The sequence below is a fragment of the Amycolatopsis kentuckyensis genome, from assembly GCF_041679295.1.
In the GTDB taxonomy this organism is placed as follows: domain Bacteria; phylum Actinomycetota; class Actinomycetes; order Mycobacteriales; family Pseudonocardiaceae; genus Amycolatopsis; species Amycolatopsis kentuckyensis_A.
In genome coordinates this window covers 125,743-143,105 of sequence record NZ_JBGDMD010000016.1, presented here as the reverse complement: position 1 = coordinate 143,105, position 17,363 = coordinate 125,743, and the positions used below count along the sequence as shown (strand labels likewise).

Below are 17,363 nucleotides of genomic sequence, written 5' to 3'. Positions count from 1 at the left end.
GTCCGCCGCGGCGGGGTGGAGGCCGCGGCTGCGGCCGGAGACGGAGTCGGACCGGGAGTCGCGCCCGCGACCGGAACTCAGTCGCAGGTCGGAGCCGCTGCCGGGTCGCCTGCCGCCGCTATCCCTCGGTGCCCGCCGCCGAGTCGAGTCCCCGCCGGTACGCCTCGATGGCCTCCTCGACATGACCACGTTGTCGGAGCACGTCACCCAGTCTCAACGCCGTCGAAACCGCCGCCCCGTGCAGCGATGCCCCCGTCTGGATCTCCGCCGCCTCGCGCAACAGCCGCGTAGCCGTCTCCAAATCCCCCTCGGCCTGCGCGATCTGCCCGCGCAACCCCGTCGCTTCCCCCAGTCCCTCCACATCGTGCGCCAACAGCGGCCACACCTCCGAAACCAGCGAAGCCGCCTCCGCGGGCGCCCCTTGGCGGAGCCGGACCTCGGCCAACTCGACCGTCGCCCCCGCGACGCCCTCCTCCGAGCCGATCTCCGCCAGCTGGTCGCGCGCCGCCGTCAGCTCCGCGCGCGCCTCCTCCAAACGCCCCAGCCGTCGCAGCAGATACCCGCGCGCCCAGCGGCAACGGGCCGCATCGCGGTCGAACCCCACCGAAGCGAGCAACCGGCACGCCTCGATCAAATCCTGCTCGGCCCGCTCCGGCTGCCCGATCGCCTGCCACACCTGCGACGCCTGCCGGTGGAACCGCGCAACGAAGTCCGGCCGCGAAGCCACCCGCGTCAGCCGGACGCCGTCGTGTGCCGCGCGCTCGGCCCGGTGCAGCCCGCCCATCTCCATCAACGGGTGGATCAACGCGCTGAGCAGGCACAGCTCGGCGTCGGGATCGAGGCCGGGGGAAGCCAACGCCTCTTCGACGCGCGCGATCGCCGTGCCCGCGTCGCCGCTCAGGTACCGGCAGCCCGACCAGCGGTGCACGATCATCGCCCGCAGCCACGGCGCCGCCGCCTCTTCCAGTTCCGCCGCGTGCTCCAGCTCCTTCTGCGCTCCCGCGACGTCGAACAGCTGCCACTTCACCTCGGCCCGGCAGAACCGCGCGTAGCACTCGACGTCGTCGAGGCGGTAGCCCGCGGCCTGCTGCGCCACCGTCGCGAACCGCTCTTCCGCCACGGCGACCCGGCCCTGCTCGAGGTCGCGGTACCCCTCGTCGAGGGCCGCGCGCAGCTCCTCGGCGATGCCACGCGGGCGGCCGAACCGCAGCTCGTCGACGGTCAGCCCGAGCCGGCGCGCCAGGTAGGCCAGCATCTCCTCCGACGGCGGACGGCTGCCCGTCTCGACCTTCGCGAGGAAACCCCGGTCGTAACCCGGCTCGGCCAGCTCGCGCTGGGTCCACCCCCGGTCGGTGCGCAACCGCCGGATCCGCGCGCCGAGCGGTTCGGTCATCTCCCCACGGTAGGTCATCGCCGGTGAAGTCGAGGAAACGGACATATTGACGCCCCGCCCGCGCGCAGGCTAGCGTTAAATAGGAAACTTTCCTAACAAAGCGGAGGCCGATCATGCGCCTGCTTCCCCTCGCGACGGCGGCCGCGCTCGCCGTGCCCCTCGCTGCCACCCCGGCCGAAGCCGCGACCGCGGCCGTGGTGCGCGTCGACCAAGTCGGCTACGCGCTGGGCGAGGCGAAGCACGCATACCTGCTCGGCGGCGCGTCGGGGAAGTTCACCGTCGTCGACGAGCGCGGCCGCACCGTCCGGGAGGGCCGCACCGGCGCGAGCCTCGGCGCCTGGAACCCGCGCTACCCGAACGTCTTCGACCTCGATCTGTCCACTCTGGACCGTCCGGGCACCTACCGCGTCAAGGCCGCGGGAGCGACGTCGCCGCCGTTCCGGATCGACACCGCGAGCCGCCTGTTCCGCCCGCTCGTGCGCGCCACGACCGAGTTCTTCCAGGCGCAGCGCGACGGCCACGACGTCATCCCCGGCCGCCTCGACCGCAAGCCGTCGCACCTCGCGGACACGAAGGCCACCGTCTACGCCGAGCCGAAGTTCGCCGGCGAGGGGGGCGACGAAATCGTCGAACCGCTGAAGCCGCAGGGCGGTCCGGTCGACGTCGAAGGCGGCTGGGTCGACGCCGGGGACTTCGTCAAGTTCACCTCCAACACCGCGTACTCGCTGGCCGAACTCGGTTTCGTGCTGCGGGAGGACCCCGATCCGGTGCTGGCGAAGGAAGTCCGGTTCGGGCTCGACTGGCTCGACAAGATGTGGGACGGCCGGACCAGGACGCTCTACGCCCAGGTCGGCATCGGCACCGGCAGCGAGGAGTTCGGCTTCCTCGGCGACCACGACGTCTGGCGCAACCCCCAGGACGACGACGCCCTCGACGTCAAGCCCGGTGACACCGCGTACTTCGTCAAGTACCGCCCGGTGTTCCCGGCCGCCCCGGCGGGCGCGCCGCTGTCGCCCAACCTCGCCGGCCGCGTCGCCGCCGCCTTCGCGCTCGGCGCGCAGGTGCAGGCCCACCGCGACCCGAAGCTGGCCCGGCACTACCTCGCCGAAGCCGCCGCGGTGTTCGCGCAGGCCAAGACGACCGGCGTCGGCGAGCTCGTCAGCGCGTTCCCGCACGCCTACTACCCGGAGTCGTCCTGGGAGGACGACCTGGAACTCGGCGCGACGCAGCTCGCGCTCGCGGGACGCAAGCTGAACGACCCCCGCGCGACCGGCTGGGCCCGCGACGCGGCCAAGTGGGCGAAGGCGTACCTCACCAGCGACGACACGAGCACGTTGAACCTCTACGACACCAGCGCGCTCGCCCACGCCGACCTCGCCGGGCTGCTGCGCACCGGCGTCCCCGGTGCCGCGCTCGGCGTTCGCGAGCTGGCCGCGGACCTCCGCCGTCAGCTGGACGCGGGCGTCGAACAGGCGAAGAAGAGTCCATTCCGGACCGCGGTCGACGTCACCGACTTCGACGCCGCCAGCAAGAGCTTCGGCTTCGCCGCCACCGCCCGGCTGTACCAGCGCGTCACCGGCGACACCCGGTACGCGGCCTTCGGCGCGCAACAGCGGAACTTCACCCTCGGCGCGAACGCCTGGGGCGTGTCGCTCGTGGTCGGCGTCGGCACGACGTCGCCGCAGTGCCCGCACCACCAGGCCGCGAACCTCGCCGGACCTTCCAAAGTGCTGTACGGCGCGGTCGTCAACGGCCCCAACGGCGCGGACAGCTTCGCCGATCTGCCGTTCCCGGCGGGCGCGAGGGAATGCACCCGTCCGTATGAATCCTTCGACGGCCAGGGAAGCCGCTACGCCGACGACCTCAGTTCATGGCCCAGCAACGAGCCGGCCATCGACTTCACCTCCACGGCGCTGCTCGCATTTTCGCTGGCGGCGAGGCCGTAGCATGGCGTAGTGAGCGAACAGTCTGAATGGCCGGACGGCCAGTACCCCGAACGCCCGGTGGAGCGGCACAAGGGCCCGGTCGTGCTGCGCCGCGACCGCCGCGACCAGGGCAGCACCACCGACCAGCGGCTGCTGGACTCGCGCGGCCCGAGCGACTGGGTGCACACCGACCCGTGGCGCGTCCTGCGGATCCAGGCCGAGTTCGTCGAGGGCTTCGGCGCGCTCGCCGAGGTCCCGCGCGCGGTCACGGTGTTCGGCTCGGCGCGCACCAAGCGCGACAACCCGGAGTACGAGCTCGGCCGCAAGATCGGCGGCGCGCTGGCCAACGCCGGCTTCGCCGTGATGACCGGCGGCGGCCCGGGCGCGATGGAGGCGGTCAACCGCGGCGCGGCCGAGGCCGGCGGCTTCTCCGTCGGGCTCGGCATCGAGCTGCCGTTCGAGCAGGGCCTGAACCCGTGGGTCGACCTCGGCGTCAACTTCCGGTACTTCTTCGCCCGCAAGACGATGTTCATCAAGTATTCGCAGGCCTTCATCTGCCTGCCCGGCGGCTTCGGCACGCTCGACGAGCTGTTCGAGGCGCTGACGCTGGTGCAGACCAAGAAGGTCACGAAGTTCCCGGTCGTGCTGTTCGGCAGCGCCTACTGGGGCGGGCTGTACGAGTGGATCAAGAACTCGGTACTGGCCGAGGGCAAGATCAGCCCGCACGACCTGGACCTGCTGCACGTCACCGACGACATCGACGACGCCGTCCGCGTGGTGCAGGAGTCCTACCAGGCCTGGGAGGACACCCACTGATGAGCCGGATCTGCGTGTTCTGCGGTTCGTCGATGGGGTTCTCCCCGCGCTACGCCGAGCAGGCGGCGGCGCTGGGCAAACTCCTGGCCCAGCGCGGCATCGGCCTGGTGTACGGCGGCGCGAGCGTCGGCACGATGGGCGTGGTCGCGGACGCGGCCCTGGCGGCGGGCGGCGAGGTGATCGGCGTGATCCCGGAGGCGCTGTCGTCGGTCGAGATCGCCCACGCCGGCCTGTCGGAGCTGCACGTGGTGGCGGACATGCACGAGCGCAAGGCCAAGATGGCGGCCCTGTCCGACGGCTTCCTGGCCCTGCCGGGCGGCGCGGGCACCCTGGAGGAGCTGTTCGAGGTCTGGACGTGGGCCCAGCTCGGCCTGCACGGCAAGCCGATCGGCCTGGTCGACGTCGACGGCTACTACGGGCCGCTGCTGGCGTTCGCCGACCACATGGTGACCGAGGGGTTCGTCAAGGAGGGCTACCGCAAGCTGCTGATGGCGGACGCCGACCCGGCAGCGCTGCTGGACGCGTTCGAGACCTACGTTCCGCCGGCGCCGCCGAAGTGGGCTAAGGAACCGCCGGGGATCTGACGTCGGTGCTCGCCCGGACGAACGCGGCCACCGCCCGCGAGCGCGTCCGGTCGGGCCACGCCAGCAGCACCGACGTCCGGGGCGCGTCGAGCACCGGCAGGCACACGACGTCCGCGCGCACGTGGCGGCGGGCCGACTCCGGGACCACCGCGACCACCTGACCCAGGGCCACGAGCTGGAGCAGCTGTCCCGCGTCCCGCACCTCCGGCCCGCGCACGTCGCTGCCGGGCCAGCGGGGGAACGGCTCGCCCTCGAGGTCGGCCATGACCAGCGCCGCCCGGTCGGCCAGGCGGTGCCCGCGCGCGAGCATCGCCACCTGGTCCTGCTCCAGGAGCAGCTCGGTGTCGAACCCGACGGAGTCGTCGTGCGGGCCGTGCAGGAACGCCAGGTCGACGCGGCCGTCGCGCAGCATGCGGGACTGCTCGCCGATCCCGCACACGACGACCTCGACCTCGATCGCGTCCGGGTCGGCCCGGTAGCCGGGGAGGATCCGGGCGAGCAGGCCGGCGTCGCCGTCGGGCTTCATCGCCACGAGCAGCTTCGGCTCCTCCTGGCCCGCGCGCTGCGCCCGGCGCACCGCGGCCTCCACCGCGTCGAGCGCTTTCCGGCTCTCCGCAAGGAAAACCTCGCCCGCCGGGGTCAGGCTCGCGCCGCGGCTCGTGCGGTTCAGCAGCGGCACGCCCATGCGGCGTTCGAGCTGCTGGATGGCGCGCGACAGCGGCGGCTGCGCCATCCCGAGGCGCTGCGCGGCGCGGCCGAAGTGCAGTTCCTCGGCGACGGCCACGAAATACGCGAGCTCCCGCGTCTCCATACCGCCAGAGTATCGGCCGATGCGGCATCGGTGTTGGCTCGCGCGGGCGGCTCGCTGGTGTGCTGGAGCCATGGACGAAATCACTCTGGTCACCGGCGCGAACAAGGGCATCGGCCGCGAGATCGCCGCGCAGCTCGCCGCCCTCGGGCACACGGTCGTCATCGGCGCCCGCAGCGCGGAAGCGGGCGAGAAGGCGGCCGCGGAGCTGGGCGCGGATTCGGTGGTCCTCGACGTCACCGACCCCGCTTCGGTCGCCGCGGCCGCTTCCGCTCTCGAAGAGCGCTACGGCCGTCTCGACGTGCTGGTCAACAACGCCGCCATCGCCCGCCCGCCGGGCACCGACCTGGCGCAGCAGAGCCCGAGCACGGCCGACCTGGGCACCCTGCGCACGATCTTCGAGACGAACTACTTCGGCGTCATCACCGTGACGAACGCGCTGCTGCCGCTGCTGCGCCGGTCGGCCGCGCCGCGGATCGTCAACGTCTCCAGCAGCGGCGCCTCCCTGGCCCGGAACGCCGATCCCGCCACGCAGCTGCCGATTTCGGCGGGCTACACCCCGTCGAAGACCGCGCTGACGTCGTTGACCCTGCAGTACGCGAGGGAGCTGCGCGGCGACGGCATCCTGGTCAACGCCGTCTGCCCGGGCTACTGCGCCACGGACCTGAACGGCCACTCGGGGTTCCGGACACCGGCGCAGGGCGCGGTCTCGGCGGTCCGCATGGCGACGATCGGAGCGGACGGCCCGACCGGCACCTTCGTCGACGACGAGGGCCCGGTGCCCTGGTGACGCCCTAAACCGCCGCCGCGGTCCGCGCGTGGTGACGGCGACAACCGTCCGCCGATGGGGGAGGAACCCACATGGCCCAGCCGAAGCGCGCACTTCGCCGAGTGGCGGCCGTCGTGCTGGCACCGCTGGCCGCCCTGGCACTGGCCGCGGCACCCGCTGCGGCCGCGACCAGCGGTTATGCGACCACCAGCTCCTGGCAAGACTGCCCGGCGGGGTGGTTCTGCGCCTGGGAGAACGCCGACGCCACCGGGCACTGGGCCCGCTTCCAGGACGGTTCGTCCGACCTGACCAAGGCGATCAACGGCTACGTGTTCAACGACAAGTTCCAGTACGCGTACAACCGCACGAACAACCTCTGGACCCTGTACGAGAACATCGGCTACAACTACTACCAGGCGGGTCGCAAGCTGGTCATCGGCCGCGACTGGCGCGGTCCGCTGGCACCGAAGTACGACTTCGCGAAGATCACCAGCTCGCTGATCTGGATCCCCAACTAAGCGACTCCTTCGCTCGGCCGCTTGTGGTAGGTGTCCACGTACTCCTGGCCCGAGAGCTCCAAGATCGCGTACATGACCTCGTCGGTCACGGACCGGCGGATCGCCGGCGAGTAGTCCTGTCCCTCGTACCGCGAAAAGTCGAGCGGCTTGCCGAACGTGATGCCGATCTTGGCGCGCCGCGGGATGCGGGCTCCGCCCGGCTGGAGGCCCTCCGTGCCCGTCAACGCCACCGGCACCACCTTCGCGCCCGTCGCCAAGGCCAACGCGGCGACGCCCGTGTGGCCGCGGTGCAGCCGGCCGTCCAGCGAGCGCGTGCCCTCCGGGTAGATCGCGAACACGCCGCCCGCGTCGAGCACCTTGCGCGCCGCCTCCAGGGCGGCCAGGCCGGCCTGGGCGTTGCCGCGCTCGACCGGGATGTAGCCGAGCCCGCCCACGAACCCGGCCATCAGCTTGCCCTTCAGGCCCTTGCCGGTGAAGTACTCCGCCTTGCCGAGGAACTTGACCTGCCGCGGGGTCGCGAACGTGATCACGCCGGTGTCGAGCGCGGCGCGGTGGTTGGCCGCCAGCAACACCGGGCCGTCGGCGGGCACGTTCTCCACGCCGTGCACCTCGGGCCGGTACACCGCCCTGGCCAGCGGGCCCAGCACGAACCGGACAAGCAGCGCGATCAAGTGGTCCTCCTCCTCGGGTGCGGTGCCACCAGCATGGCACGATCGTTACCCGTGAGTTGGTTCGAGCGGCGTACGTGGCAGGAGCCCGGTTGGGCGCCCGGGGACATCGTGACCGCGAAGGGTGACCGGACGGTTTCGGTCGTGCTACCGGCACTGGACGAAGAGCGGACCGTGGGTGACGTCGTCGCGTCGGTGCGCCCCCACCTGGGGAGTGTCGTCGACGAACTGATCGTCATGGACTCGGGTTCCACGGACGCCACCGTCGAAACGGCCGAAGCCGCCGGCGCGCGGGTGGTGCGCCGCGAGGACGTCCTGCCGGACCTGCCGCCGGTGCCCGGCAAGGGCGAGGTGCTGTGGCGGTCGCTGGCCGCGACCAGCGGCGACATCGTCGTCTTCCTCGACTCCGACCTGGTCGACCCGGACCCGGCGTTCGTGCCGTCGCTGCTCGGCCCGCTGCTCACCGAAAGCGGCGTCCACCTGGTCAAGGGCTTCTACCGCCGACCGCTGCGGCTGGAGAGCACCGGCGGCGGCCGCGTCACGGAGCTGCTGGCCCGGCCGGTGCTCTCGGCGCTGCGCCCGGCGCTCGGCGGGCTGGTCCAGCCCCTCGGCGGCGAGTACGCGGGCACGCGCGAGTTCCTCGAATCGGTGCCGTTCGCGGCCGGCTACGGCGTCGAGATCGGGCTGCTGCTCGACGCCGAGGCGCGCTACGGCCTCGACGGGCTCGCGCAGGTCAACCTCGGTGTCCGCAAGCACCGCAACCGGTCGCTGCTGCAGCTGGGCGCGATGTCCCGGCAGATCCTGGGTACGGCCCTGGACCGCTGCGGCGTCCCGGCCGCGGACGCGCCGTTCACGCAGTTCGTGCAGGTCGACGAGGAGTGGCTGCCCGACGTCAAGGACGTCCGGGTCGCCGACCGGCCGCCGATGCGGGAAGTGCTCGCCCGTCCTCGAGGGTGACGACCTCGTCGAACCCGGCCAGGTGCTCGGGCCGGTGGGTGACGAGCACGACGCTGCCGCTCGCCTTCGCCAGGACCTTCGCGAGGACGGCGTCGCCGTGGGCGGGGTCGAGGCCTTCGACCGGCTCGTCGAGGACCAGGACCTGCGGGTCCGCCAGGACGGCCCGGGCGAGGATCAGCCGCTGGCGCTGGCCACCGGAGAGCGCGTCGCCGTCCGGGCCGGTGTCGCGGTCCAGGCCGAGGTCGAACCCGGCGGTCGCGCAGGCCGCCGCCAGCTCGTCGTCGGTCGCGTCCGGCTTGGCGAGCAGCAGGTTTTCGCGGACGGTCGTGTGGAAGACGTGCGCGTCGGCTTCGGCGCCCGAGATGATCCGCGGCAGGTCGGCGTACTCGGCGAGCGGGTGGCCGTCGAGGAGCACCTGACCGTCGGTCGGGGTTTCGCTGCCGAGGAGCAGCCGCAGGAGGGTCGTCTTCCCGGCGCCGCTGGGGCCGAGGATCCCGACCCGCTTGCCGGGCGGCAGATCCAGGTCGACGTGCTGCAACGCGGGCGCGCGACCCGGGTACCGGACGCCGGCGTCCCGGAGCGTGAAGCGTCCTTTTTGGACTTTCCGGGTGCCTTCCGGAGTGGCGGGCGCGGTGAGGACGGCTTTCACACGGGCGGCCGACGCCCGGATCTCCGGCACGCGCCGGGCGGCGCCGATCAGCGGGAGGACGACCTCGAAGCTCGTCAAGGCGGCGAGGGTGAGGGCCGCGGTCCACGGGGCCGAGGCATGGCAGAGCAGCGCGACGGCGACGGTGGTGACCAGCTGGACGAGCGTCCCGGCGGCGGTCGCCGCGGCGGTTCTGGCCGAAACGGCCCGTTCGTTGCGGGCGAGGTGGTCGACGACCGCGGTCGCCCGGTCCCGGTGGTCGTCGAGTGCGCCGGCGGCGATGAGTTCCCGGTGCCCGGTGACGAGTTCGACCGCGCGCTCGGCGAGTTCGGCCCGTTTCGGAGCGTCTTCCCGAGCGGCTCGCCGGGTGATCCGGATGACCAGCCACGGCAGCAGGACTCCGGCGACGAGCAGTCCGGCGCCGAGCACGGCGGCCGCGGACCCGGACGCGGTAAGCGTGACCGCAACGGCGGTCGTCCCGACGAGCGCGGCGACACCCGCGGGCAGCAGCCACCGCAGGACGGCGTCCTGCAGAGCGTCCACATCGGACACGAGCCGCGTGACGAGGTCGCCGCCGGAGAACCGCGACCCGGGCACGAGCGCCTGGTAGACGCGGGTCCGCAGGGCGCCGAGCCAGCGCAGGACGACTTCGTGCCCGGCGAGCCGTTCGGCGTACCGGAGACCGCCGCGGAGCAGGGCGAGGGTCCGGACGCCGACGATGGCCACGGTCAGGGCGCCGAGCGGCGGCTGTTCGGCGGCGCGGAGGAGCAGCCACGCGGCGGTGGCCATGAGCGCGAGGGCGGCGAGTTCGGCTCCGGCCCCGAGGAGAGCGGCGCGAAGAAGCCTGAAGACGTCCTTTGTGGACAGGGCCCGGATGTTCATGCCGCCACCTCCGCGCGCACCCGGCCGTCGCGCAGTTCGATCACCCGGTCCGCCAGCGAGACCATCGCCGGCCGGTGCGCGACCAGCACCGCCGTGCGGCCGGGCAGCAGCCGCCGGGTCGCGGACAGGACCGCGGACTCCGTGCGGGAATCCAGCCGGGCCGTCGGCTCGTCGAGCAGCACCAGCCCCGCCGAAGTCCGTGCCAACGCGCGTGCCAGTCCGACGCGCTGACGCTGTCCCGCCGACAGGACCTCACCCAGCTCGCCGATCGGCGTGTCGAACCCGGCGGGCAACCCCGCGGCCACCGAGTCCAGCGCGGCCGCCCGGGCCGCCGCGGGAACGTCCGCCGTCGAGCCGAGGGAGATGTTCGACGCCAGGGAACCCCGGAACAGCGTCGGCCGTTGCGGAACCCAGGCCACGTCGGCCAGCCAATCCGAAGGGGACAAGGAACGCAGGTCGACGCCGTCCACGAGCACCCGTCCCGAAGCAGGCGTCACGAATCCCAGCAGGACGGCCAGCACCGTGCTCTTCCCCGACCCACTGGGCCCGACGAGAGCCACCCGCGAACCGGCGGGCAGCGAAAGGTCCACTTCGGACAAAGCCGGAACGCCGTCGTAGGAAACCGACACCCGCTCGAAGACGATCGAAGGCGCACCTCGACGTCGAGTGAGAGCGGCCGAGCGCGGCGAAACCACCGGCACCGCGAGCGCCTCCCGCAACGCCGTCAACCCCTCCGCCGCCGCGTGGAACTTCGCGCCCGCCGCCCGCAGCGGCAGGTACGCCTCCGGTGCCAGCACCAGGATCAGCAACGCCGTCCGGGCGTCGAGTTCGCCCGCCAGCAGCCGGAACCCGATCGGCACGGCGACCAAGGCGACCGACAGCGTCGCGACCAGCTCCAGCACCAGCGACGACAGGAACGCCACCCGCAGCGTCTTCAGCGTCGCGTCGGCGTGGGCGGCCGCCATCGACCGGACCGTCGCCGCCTGTGCGGACGCCCTTCCGAAAACGCGAAGCGTCCCGAGCCCGCGCACGACGTCGAGGAAGTGCCCGCCCAGCTTCAGGAGCAACGCCCACTGCCGCGAAGTCCGCGCGGCCGTGTGCTTGCCGACGAGGATCGCGAACACCGGGATCAGCGGCAGCGTCGCCGTCACGACCAGCGCCGACACGACGTCCGTGGTGAACAGCCGCACGACCACCGCGATCGGCACCACCACCGAGACGACCAGCGACGGCAGGTAGCCCGTCAGATAGCTGTCCGTCGCGTCGACACCCCGCGTGACCTGCGTCGCGACGACGCCGGCGTGCTCCGGCGACGAGCCGAGCAGCCGCCGCCGGAGCCCACCGCGCACCTTCGCCGCAAACCGTCCACTGAGGACACCCTGGCCCCACGTGAGCGCGATCCGGCCGGCAACAGCGGCGACCAGGAACAGGGAGACCCCGCCGCCCGTGAGCAGCGTGGCCAGCCCCTCGGCTTGGAGCAGCACCGCCGCCGCGGAGAGCACCGCGAACAGGGCCAGCGCGGACAGGTACCGCCGGAGTCCAGGCAGAGCAGGCACGGGAACTCCTAGAAGTGCAGCAGCGAGCGCTGGTCGACGGGGTGGCGGTGCGCGCGCCAGGTCAGCCACTGCACCACCAGCAGCACGACCAGTGCCGGCGCGGCGAACCAGCCCAGGATCGTGAACGTCCCGGACGTCGTCGCCGCGTCGCCGACGGTCAGCGCGGATCCGGAAGACAGCAGCACGGTCGGGAACCGCAGCGTCCCGGCCAGCAGCGCCGGGCACGCCGCCAGCACCATCGACCCGACGAGCGCCACGCGGTACCGCCGGGTCCGCAAACCGAGCCAGGCCACGGCGAGAGCCGCGAAAGCCAGCACGGCCACGGCCGCGCCGAGCGCCGTCACGCCGTCCAGCGTGAAGAACCCCCAGCCCGTCGCGATCACCAGGAACGCGAACACCGGCGGCACGAACGAGCGCGCCAGCCGCACCGCGCGGCCGGTCAGCTCCGCCGGTGCGCGGACCGCGAGGAACGTCGCGCCCTGCAAGCAGAACAACGCGACGAACCCGAGCGCCCACAGTGCCGCGAACGGGTTGAAGAACGCGAGCACGTCGGCGATCGGCGGCAGCCCGAGCACCAGGTTGCCGAGGAACAGGCCCCACGACAGCGCCGTCACCAGCGCGCCGCCGACGATGCCGGCCGTCCAGGCGCCGCGCCGCGCGTCCGGGCGGCGGCTGCGCAGCTGCATCGACGCCGTGAACGTGACCAGGCCGAGCAGCAGCGTCACGACCAGGACGTACGCCCCGGAAAACACCTTGCCCTCCAGGTGCGGGAACGCGCCGAAGAGCAGGCCGACCGCCGCCACCAGCCACACCTCGTTGGCCAGGAAGAACGGCCCGAGCGCGCCGAGCGTCCGCCGCCGCTTCCGTTCGTCGGCCTCGAACGCGGGCAGCAGCATGCCGACGCCGTAGTCGTAGCCCGCCAGCGCGAAGTACCCGCAGGTCAGCAGGCCGAGCACGCACCACCAGAAAGTCGCCATCGATCAGACTCCGCTCAGGACGGGCAGTTCGGCGGGCTCGTCGACCGGGTCCGGGCCGCGCTTGGCGACGCGCGCCATGAGCACCCAGTCGGCCACCGCGAGCGCGGCGAACAGCACGGAAAAGGCGATGAAGGAGAACAGGATCTGGCCGGCGGGGACGCCCGCGATCGCGTCCGCGGTGCGCAGCTTCCCCCAGACCAGCCACGGCTGGCGGCCGAGCTCGCGCACCAGCCAGCCCATGATCGCGGCGACGAACGGCAACGGGATCGCCGCGACCATCAGGTAGTGCAGGAACCGGGCCTTGGTGATCCAGTTCCTGACCAGCAGCAGCGTGCCGAGGAGCGCGCAGAGGAACATCAGGAACCCGAGCATGATCATCGCCCCGAGCGGCGCGCCCACCGCGGCCTCGCCCAGCTTGTCCGGCTGGTACATCTTGAGCTGGCCGAACTGCGCGAAGCCCTGGTTGACGACGAAGATCGAGCCGACGAGCGCGGCGACCACGCCGATCCGCATCGAGCGGCGGAAGAACTCGACCTCGGCCGTGCGCTTGAGGAAGTGCCACGCGCTGACGCCGACCACGAAGAACCCGCCGGTCACCAGCGCCGCGCTGAGCACGTGCGGCAGCGACGCGGCCAGCGCCGGGTTCGAGAACAGCGCGCCGAAGTCGTCGAGGTGCAGCGTGCCGCCTTCGAGCCGGCTGCCGACCGGGTTCTGCAGGAACGAGTTGGCCAGCATGATGAACAGCGCCGACGCGTACGCGGTCAGCGTCACCAGCCAGATCAGCGTCAGGTGCAGCCACTTGTTCAGGCGCCCGAAGCCGAAGATCCACAGGCCCAGGAACGTCGACTCCAGGAAGAAGGCGACCAGCGTTTCGATGGCCAGTGGCGCGCCGAAGACGTCGCCGGCGAATGCGGAAAGCCCGGTCCAGGTCAGCCCGAACTGGAATTCCATCACGATTCCGGTGACGATCCCCAGCGCGTAATTGATCACGTACAGACGGCCCCAGAAGCGGGTCATCCGCAGCAGCTCCGGCTTGCTGCCGAGCGTCCAGCGCGTCTGCATCACGGCCACCAGCGTGACCAACCCCAGTGTGAGCAGCACGAACAGGAAGTGGAACGAGGTCGTCGTCGCGAACTGGAGTCTCGCGACCGGGAGTGCGTCCATGCCGAGCGACTATATACGTAGCCTGGCTACATGTAGCTGCCAAATCCATGAGATCCGGGTCATCTCCGGGAAATACCCCGGTGTGTCCGGAGTGTCCCGGTAATAGCGTGCCGGGGTGGGCATGCGTAGACTACGTACCTATGAAGGCGGACACCTTGCGCGGTCACCTCGACGCGCTGCTGCTGGCCGTGCTCGACGGCCGCAAGCTGCACGGCTACGCGATCATCGAGGCGCTCCAGCTGCGCAGCGACGGCGCGCTCGACCTGCCCACCGGCACCGTCTACCCGGCGCTGCGCCGGCTCGAGCGGGCCGGCTGGCTGGCCAGCGAGTGGGACGTCGTGTCCGGCCGCAAGCGCCGGACCTACCGCCTCACCCGCTCGGGGCACCAGGCCCTGGCCGCCGAACGCGCCGAGTGGCGGGAGTTCACCACGGTCATCGGGGGAGTGCTGGGGACATGATCGACGAATACCTGGGCGACTTGGACCGCAGGCTGCACGGCTGCGGCCGGTTCAAGGCCGACCTGCTGGACGAAGCCCGCGACGGGCTGCACGACGCCGCGGACGCCTACCGCGCGGGCGGCTGGAGCGACGAGGACGCCGAGCGCCGCGCGGTCGCCGACTTCGGCCCGGCGGCGGTCGTCGCCCGCGACTACCAGGCCGAGCTCGGCATGCTCAGCGGTGTCCGGACGCTGTGGAAGCTCGTCATCGGCGTCCCGCTGATGCAGGCGTCCTGGGACTACGCCCGGATCCTCACCTTCGGCGAGTGGACGAAGCTGTCGACGCCCACGCCGGAGTGGTACAAGGTGGTCGCCCACACCACCCACGGCGCCGTCTTCGTGGTGCCGGTGATCGGCCTGATCGCCCTGCTGGGCACCCGCTGGCTCAGCCGCCGCCTCGACGCCGTCCGGCTCGCCCGGTTCTGCGGCGTCCTGATCGCGCTGGCCGTCGGCATCAACCTCGCCTCGGTCGGGCTGGTCATCGGCTCGACCGGCCTGGTCGACGTCTCGAGGCTGTTCTTGAGCGTCCCGTGCGTCCTGTTGATGGTCGCCTGGGTGCTGCTTTCGCTGCGGCTCGTCGTGCTCGCGAGACGATCGTGGGGCGGGTATGCCACGATCGTCGCGTGACGACCGCGCTGATCTACCTCGTAGTCATGCTGCTGGTGGCCGCCGTGGTGTTCCTGCTCGCCGCGGTCGTGTTCGGCCGGGGTGAGGAGCTCGCCCCGCTGCCCCCGGGCAGTTCGCCGACGCGGCTGCCCGCCGAGGACATCACCGGCGAGGACCTGACCGAGGTCCGGTTCCAGCTGGTGCTGCGCGGCTACAAGATGTCCGAAGTGGACTGGGTGATGCGCCGCCTCGGCGTCGAGCTCGACGAGCTGCGCACCCGCGTCGCCGAGCTGGAGCAGCGTGAACGCGAGCGGGAGAGCTCGCCCGAAGGCGCCCAGTGACGGATCTGATCCTGTCGGTCGACGTCCGCGCGCCGGCCGGGACGACCTGGCTCGCGCTGACGGACTGGACGCGCCAGGGCGAGTGGATGCTCGGCACCGAGGTCGAGGTCGTCGAGGGCAACGGGCGCAGCGTCGGCTCGCGGATCGCGGCGTTCACCGGGCTGGCCGGCCTCGGGTTCACGGACACGATGGAGATCACCAGCTGGGAGCCGCCGGTGCGGTGCGGCGTCCGGCACCTCGGCAGCGTCGTGCAGGGCACGGGCGTGTTCCAGGTGGTGCCGAAGGGCGCGACGCGTTCGACGTTCGTCTGGGCCGAGCACCTGCGGCTGCCGTTCGGGCCGCTGGGCCGGCTGGGCTGGCCGGTCGTGCGGCCGGCGTTCGCGCTGGGGGTGCGCCTGTCGCTGCGGCGGTTCGCGCGGTTCGCGGAGGACTATTCGGTGGGTGGGGATGAGTGAGCTTGTCGGCGCCGACGGCGTCGCGCGGTGCAGCTGGGGCAATTCGACGCCGGACTACGTCGCCTACCACGACGAGGAGTGGGGCGTCCCGCTCCACGGCCAGGACGAGCTGTACGAGCGGCTGTGCCTCGAGTCGTTCCAGTCGGGGCTGTCGTGGATCACGATCCTGCGCAAGCGGGAGGGCTTCCGGAAGGCGTTCAAGCACTTCAAGCCGGCGAAGGTGGCGAAGTTCGGCGACGCCGACGTCGAGCGGCTGATGCAGGACGCGTCGATCGTGCGGAACCGGGCGAAGATCCTGGCGGCGATCAAGAACGCGCAGGCGATCGCTTCGCTGGACACGCCGCTGGACGACCTGCTGTGGTCGTTCGCGCCTTCCTCGCACCAGCGTCCCGCGACGATGGCCGACGTCCCGGCCATCACCGACGAGTCCAAGGCGATGGCGAAGGAGCTGAAGAAGCGCGGGTTCGTCTTCCTCGGCCCGACCACGTGCTACGCGCTGATGCAGGCCACCGGCATGGTCGACGACCACGTCTCCGGCTGCTTCCGGGCCGCCTGACCCGGAAGCAGCCGGCGGCTACTTGCCCTGGAAGTTCGGCTTGCGCTTGCCGACGAAGGCCTCGACGGCCTCGGTGTGGTCGGCGGTCGCGCCGAGCGCGGTCTGGGCGGCGTCCTCGGCGTCGAGGGCTTCCTCGAACGTCGACTGCGCGGCCAGGTTGAGCACGCTCTTGATCTTCGCGTAGGCGACCGTCGGCCCGTTCGCCAGCTTCGCCGCGACCTTCTGGGCGCGGGCCGGCAGTTCTTCGTCCGGCACGACCTCGCCGACCAGGCCTAGGCGCAGTGCCTCCGCCGCGTCGACGGTCCGGGCGAGCAGCATCAGCTCGGCGGCGCGGCCGTAGCCGACCAGCCGCTGCAGCGTCCACGACGCGCCCGAGTCCGGGCCGAGGCCGACGTTGGCGAAGGCCATCAGGAACGACGACGACTCGGCGGCGATCCGAAGGTCGCTGGCGTAGGCGAAGGCGGCCCCGGCACCGGCGGCCGTGCCGTTGATCGCCGCGATCACCGGCTTCTCCATCGACACGATCGCCTTGACGATCGGGTTGTAGTGCTCCTTCACCGTGTGTAGCGGAGCGGGGTCACCCGCCTGGAGCAGGCCCACGTGCTCCTTCAGATCCTGGCCGGCGCAGAACGCCTTGCCGGAACCGGTCAGCACGACCGCGCGGACGGTTTCGTCGCCGGACGCCTCGCGCAGCGCCGCGAGCAGTGCTTCCTTCAGCTCGACGGTCAGCGAGTTGTACGCCTGCGGCCGGTTGAGGGTCAGGGTGCGTACCCCGTCGGCGTCGGCGGTCAACAGGACGTCGGATGTGGTCACGTCTTCTCCTTGCGCGGAAACGTCGGTCGTCCGACAGTCTTTCATCCGGTGCGAGCCGCATACCAGCACCGATACAGCGGCAAAAGATCGGTCCGCTGATGCGCCCGGCCGCTGATGAGGGACAATGGACACCAGACCCGGCTGGCTTTCACGCGAGCGCGACCCGGGCGCGCCGGTTGAGACGGAGGGAGCACGCTATGGCGGCCATGAAGCCCCGGACCGGAGATGGTCCCCTCGAAGTGACTAAGGAGGGGCGGGGCCTCGTGATGCGCGTACCGCTCGAGGGTGGTGGGCGACTCGTCGTCGAACTCTCCGCGGAAGAAGCGAAGGACCTCGGCGCCGCTTTGGCGGAGGTCACCGGCTAGCCGATCCCCCCGAACCGTCCTTCCGTCGCACCCCGGTCTCCCTTCGGAGGCCGGGGTCGCGGTTCCTC

20 protein-coding genes are annotated in these 17,363 nt (G+C 71.8%); 12 read left to right on the top strand and 8 right to left on the bottom strand.

From position 1 onward, the window contains the following. Nucleotides 1-118: 118 nt before the first annotated feature. On the bottom strand, nucleotides 119-1,393 hold the full coding sequence (locus ACERZO_RS45860; protein WP_372672278.1) for a helix-turn-helix domain-containing protein: 1,275 nt from the start codon (nucleotides 1,391-1,393) through the stop codon (nucleotides 119-121). Between the two features lie 113 nt (nucleotides 1,394-1,506). Here ACERZO_RS45860 and ACERZO_RS45855 point away from each other — a divergent pair, with 113 nt between their 5' ends. From ACERZO_RS45855 to ACERZO_RS45845, 3 genes are read left to right on the top strand one after another with little or no spacing between them, the layout of a single operon-like run. After that, a complete protein-coding gene (locus ACERZO_RS45855) occupies nucleotides 1,507-3,339 on the top strand; it encodes a glycoside hydrolase family 9 protein (RefSeq protein ID WP_372672277.1) in 1,833 nt (610 codons plus the stop codon). A 9-nt stretch (nucleotides 3,340-3,348) separates the two neighbouring features. Beyond that, nucleotides 3,349-4,134 carry an LOG family protein gene (locus tag ACERZO_RS45850; protein WP_372672276.1) on the top strand — a complete coding sequence of 262 codons (786 nt, stop codon included), beginning with the start codon at nucleotides 3,349-3,351 and terminating at the stop codon, nucleotides 4,132-4,134. Then, on the top strand, nucleotides 4,134-4,718 hold the full coding sequence (locus ACERZO_RS45845; protein ID WP_372672275.1) for an LOG family protein: 585 nt from the start codon (nucleotides 4,134-4,136) through the stop codon (nucleotides 4,716-4,718). Before ACERZO_RS45850 ends, ACERZO_RS45845 begins: the two co-directional genes overlap by 1 nt. On the opposite strand, the gene ACERZO_RS45840 is transcribed toward ACERZO_RS45845, so the two are convergent. Then, nucleotides 4,696-5,529: a LysR family transcriptional regulator gene (locus ACERZO_RS45840; RefSeq protein WP_372672274.1), complete on the bottom strand. Its 834-nt coding sequence runs from the start codon at nucleotides 5,527-5,529 to the stop codon at nucleotides 4,696-4,698. The genes ACERZO_RS45845 and ACERZO_RS45840 overlap by 23 nt on opposite strands. Nucleotides 5,530-5,599: 70 nt before the next feature. On the opposite strand from ACERZO_RS45840, the gene ACERZO_RS45835 reads away from it, so the two are divergent. Together ACERZO_RS45835 and ACERZO_RS45830 are read left to right on the top strand one after the other, a co-directional pair. Then, a complete protein-coding gene (locus tag ACERZO_RS45835) occupies nucleotides 5,600-6,316 on the top strand; it encodes an SDR family NAD(P)-dependent oxidoreductase (RefSeq protein WP_372672273.1) in 717 nt (238 codons plus the stop codon). Between the two features lie 71 nt (nucleotides 6,317-6,387). After that, nucleotides 6,388-6,813: a peptidase inhibitor family I36 protein gene (locus ACERZO_RS45830; protein ID WP_372672272.1), complete on the top strand. Its 426-nt coding sequence runs from the start codon at nucleotides 6,388-6,390 to the stop codon at nucleotides 6,811-6,813. Here ACERZO_RS45830 and ACERZO_RS45825 read toward each other — a convergent pair. Then, nucleotides 6,810-7,484 carry a lysophospholipid acyltransferase family protein gene (locus ACERZO_RS45825; RefSeq protein ID WP_372672271.1) on the bottom strand — a complete coding sequence of 225 codons (675 nt, stop codon included), beginning with the start codon at nucleotides 7,482-7,484 and terminating at the stop codon, nucleotides 6,810-6,812. The genes ACERZO_RS45830 and ACERZO_RS45825 overlap by 4 nt on opposite strands. Nucleotides 7,485-7,535: 51 nt before the next feature. Here ACERZO_RS45825 and ACERZO_RS45820 point away from each other — a divergent pair, with 51 nt between their 5' ends. Beyond that, nucleotides 7,536-8,438, top strand: coding sequence for a glucosyl-3-phosphoglycerate synthase (locus ACERZO_RS45820; protein ID WP_372672270.1), 903 nt, complete (start codon nucleotides 7,536-7,538; stop codon nucleotides 8,436-8,438). Here ACERZO_RS45820 and cydC read toward each other — a convergent pair. The 4 genes from cydC to ACERZO_RS45800 are packed head-to-tail and all read right to left on the bottom strand — an operon-like array spanning nucleotide 8,374 to nucleotide 13,663. Beyond that, the gene (cydC, locus tag ACERZO_RS45815; RefSeq protein WP_372672269.1) at nucleotides 8,374-9,966 is read right to left on the bottom strand and encodes a thiol reductant ABC exporter subunit CydC; all 1,593 of its coding nucleotides are present in this window, start codon (nucleotides 9,964-9,966) and stop codon (nucleotides 8,374-8,376) included. The genes ACERZO_RS45820 and cydC overlap by 65 nt on opposite strands. Next, nucleotides 9,963-11,522: a thiol reductant ABC exporter subunit CydD gene (gene cydD / locus ACERZO_RS45810; protein ID WP_372672268.1), complete on the bottom strand. Its 1,560-nt coding sequence runs from the start codon at nucleotides 11,520-11,522 to the stop codon at nucleotides 9,963-9,965. The genes cydC and cydD overlap by 4 nt, the downstream gene beginning before the upstream one ends. Before the next feature lie 8 nt (nucleotides 11,523-11,530). Next, nucleotides 11,531-12,499, bottom strand: a complete 969-nt coding sequence (locus tag ACERZO_RS45805) for a cytochrome d ubiquinol oxidase subunit II (protein ID WP_372672267.1) — start codon at nucleotides 12,497-12,499, stop codon at nucleotides 11,531-11,533. Nucleotides 12,500-12,502: 3 nt separating this feature from the next. Then, nucleotides 12,503-13,663 carry a cytochrome ubiquinol oxidase subunit I gene (locus tag ACERZO_RS45800; RefSeq protein ID WP_372672266.1) on the bottom strand — a complete coding sequence of 387 codons (1,161 nt, stop codon included), beginning with the start codon at nucleotides 13,661-13,663 and terminating at the stop codon, nucleotides 12,503-12,505. Between the two features lie 140 nt (nucleotides 13,664-13,803). Here ACERZO_RS45800 and ACERZO_RS45795 point away from each other — a divergent pair, with 140 nt between their 5' ends. The 5 genes from ACERZO_RS45795 to ACERZO_RS45775 are packed head-to-tail and all read left to right on the top strand — an operon-like array spanning nucleotide 13,804 to nucleotide 16,117. Next, the gene (locus tag ACERZO_RS45795; protein WP_372672265.1) at nucleotides 13,804-14,121 is read left to right on the top strand and encodes a helix-turn-helix transcriptional regulator; all 318 of its coding nucleotides are present in this window, start codon (nucleotides 13,804-13,806) and stop codon (nucleotides 14,119-14,121) included. Beyond that, complete coding sequence (locus ACERZO_RS45790) at nucleotides 14,118-14,786, top strand: permease prefix domain 1-containing protein (RefSeq protein ID WP_086681662.1); 669 nt, start codon at nucleotides 14,118-14,120, stop codon at nucleotides 14,784-14,786. Before ACERZO_RS45795 ends, ACERZO_RS45790 begins: the two co-directional genes overlap by 4 nt. After that, nucleotides 14,783-15,106: a DivIVA domain-containing protein gene (locus ACERZO_RS45785; RefSeq protein WP_086681665.1), complete on the top strand. Its 324-nt coding sequence runs from the start codon at nucleotides 14,783-14,785 to the stop codon at nucleotides 15,104-15,106. Before ACERZO_RS45790 ends, ACERZO_RS45785 begins: the two co-directional genes overlap by 4 nt. Beyond that, nucleotides 15,103-15,561, top strand: coding sequence for an SRPBCC family protein (locus ACERZO_RS45780; protein WP_372672264.1), 459 nt, complete (start codon nucleotides 15,103-15,105; stop codon nucleotides 15,559-15,561). The genes ACERZO_RS45785 and ACERZO_RS45780 overlap by 4 nt, the downstream gene beginning before the upstream one ends. Continuing rightward, nucleotides 15,554-16,117 carry a DNA-3-methyladenine glycosylase I gene (locus ACERZO_RS45775; protein WP_372672263.1) on the top strand — a complete coding sequence of 188 codons (564 nt, stop codon included), beginning with the start codon at nucleotides 15,554-15,556 and terminating at the stop codon, nucleotides 16,115-16,117. The genes ACERZO_RS45780 and ACERZO_RS45775 overlap by 8 nt, the downstream gene beginning before the upstream one ends. Before the next feature lie 18 nt (nucleotides 16,118-16,135). Here the strand turns inward: ACERZO_RS45775 and ACERZO_RS45770 are convergent, their stop codons facing one another. Continuing rightward, complete coding sequence (locus tag ACERZO_RS45770) at nucleotides 16,136-16,930, bottom strand: enoyl-CoA hydratase-related protein (RefSeq protein ID WP_372672262.1); 795 nt, start codon at nucleotides 16,928-16,930, stop codon at nucleotides 16,136-16,138. A 197-nt stretch (nucleotides 16,931-17,127) separates the two neighbouring features. Between ACERZO_RS45770 and ACERZO_RS45765 the strand changes: the two genes are divergently transcribed. Next, nucleotides 17,128-17,295, top strand: coding sequence for a DUF3117 domain-containing protein (locus ACERZO_RS45765; RefSeq protein ID WP_013222969.1), 168 nt, complete (start codon nucleotides 17,128-17,130; stop codon nucleotides 17,293-17,295). The last annotated feature ends 68 nt before the right edge of the window (nucleotides 17,296-17,363 follow it).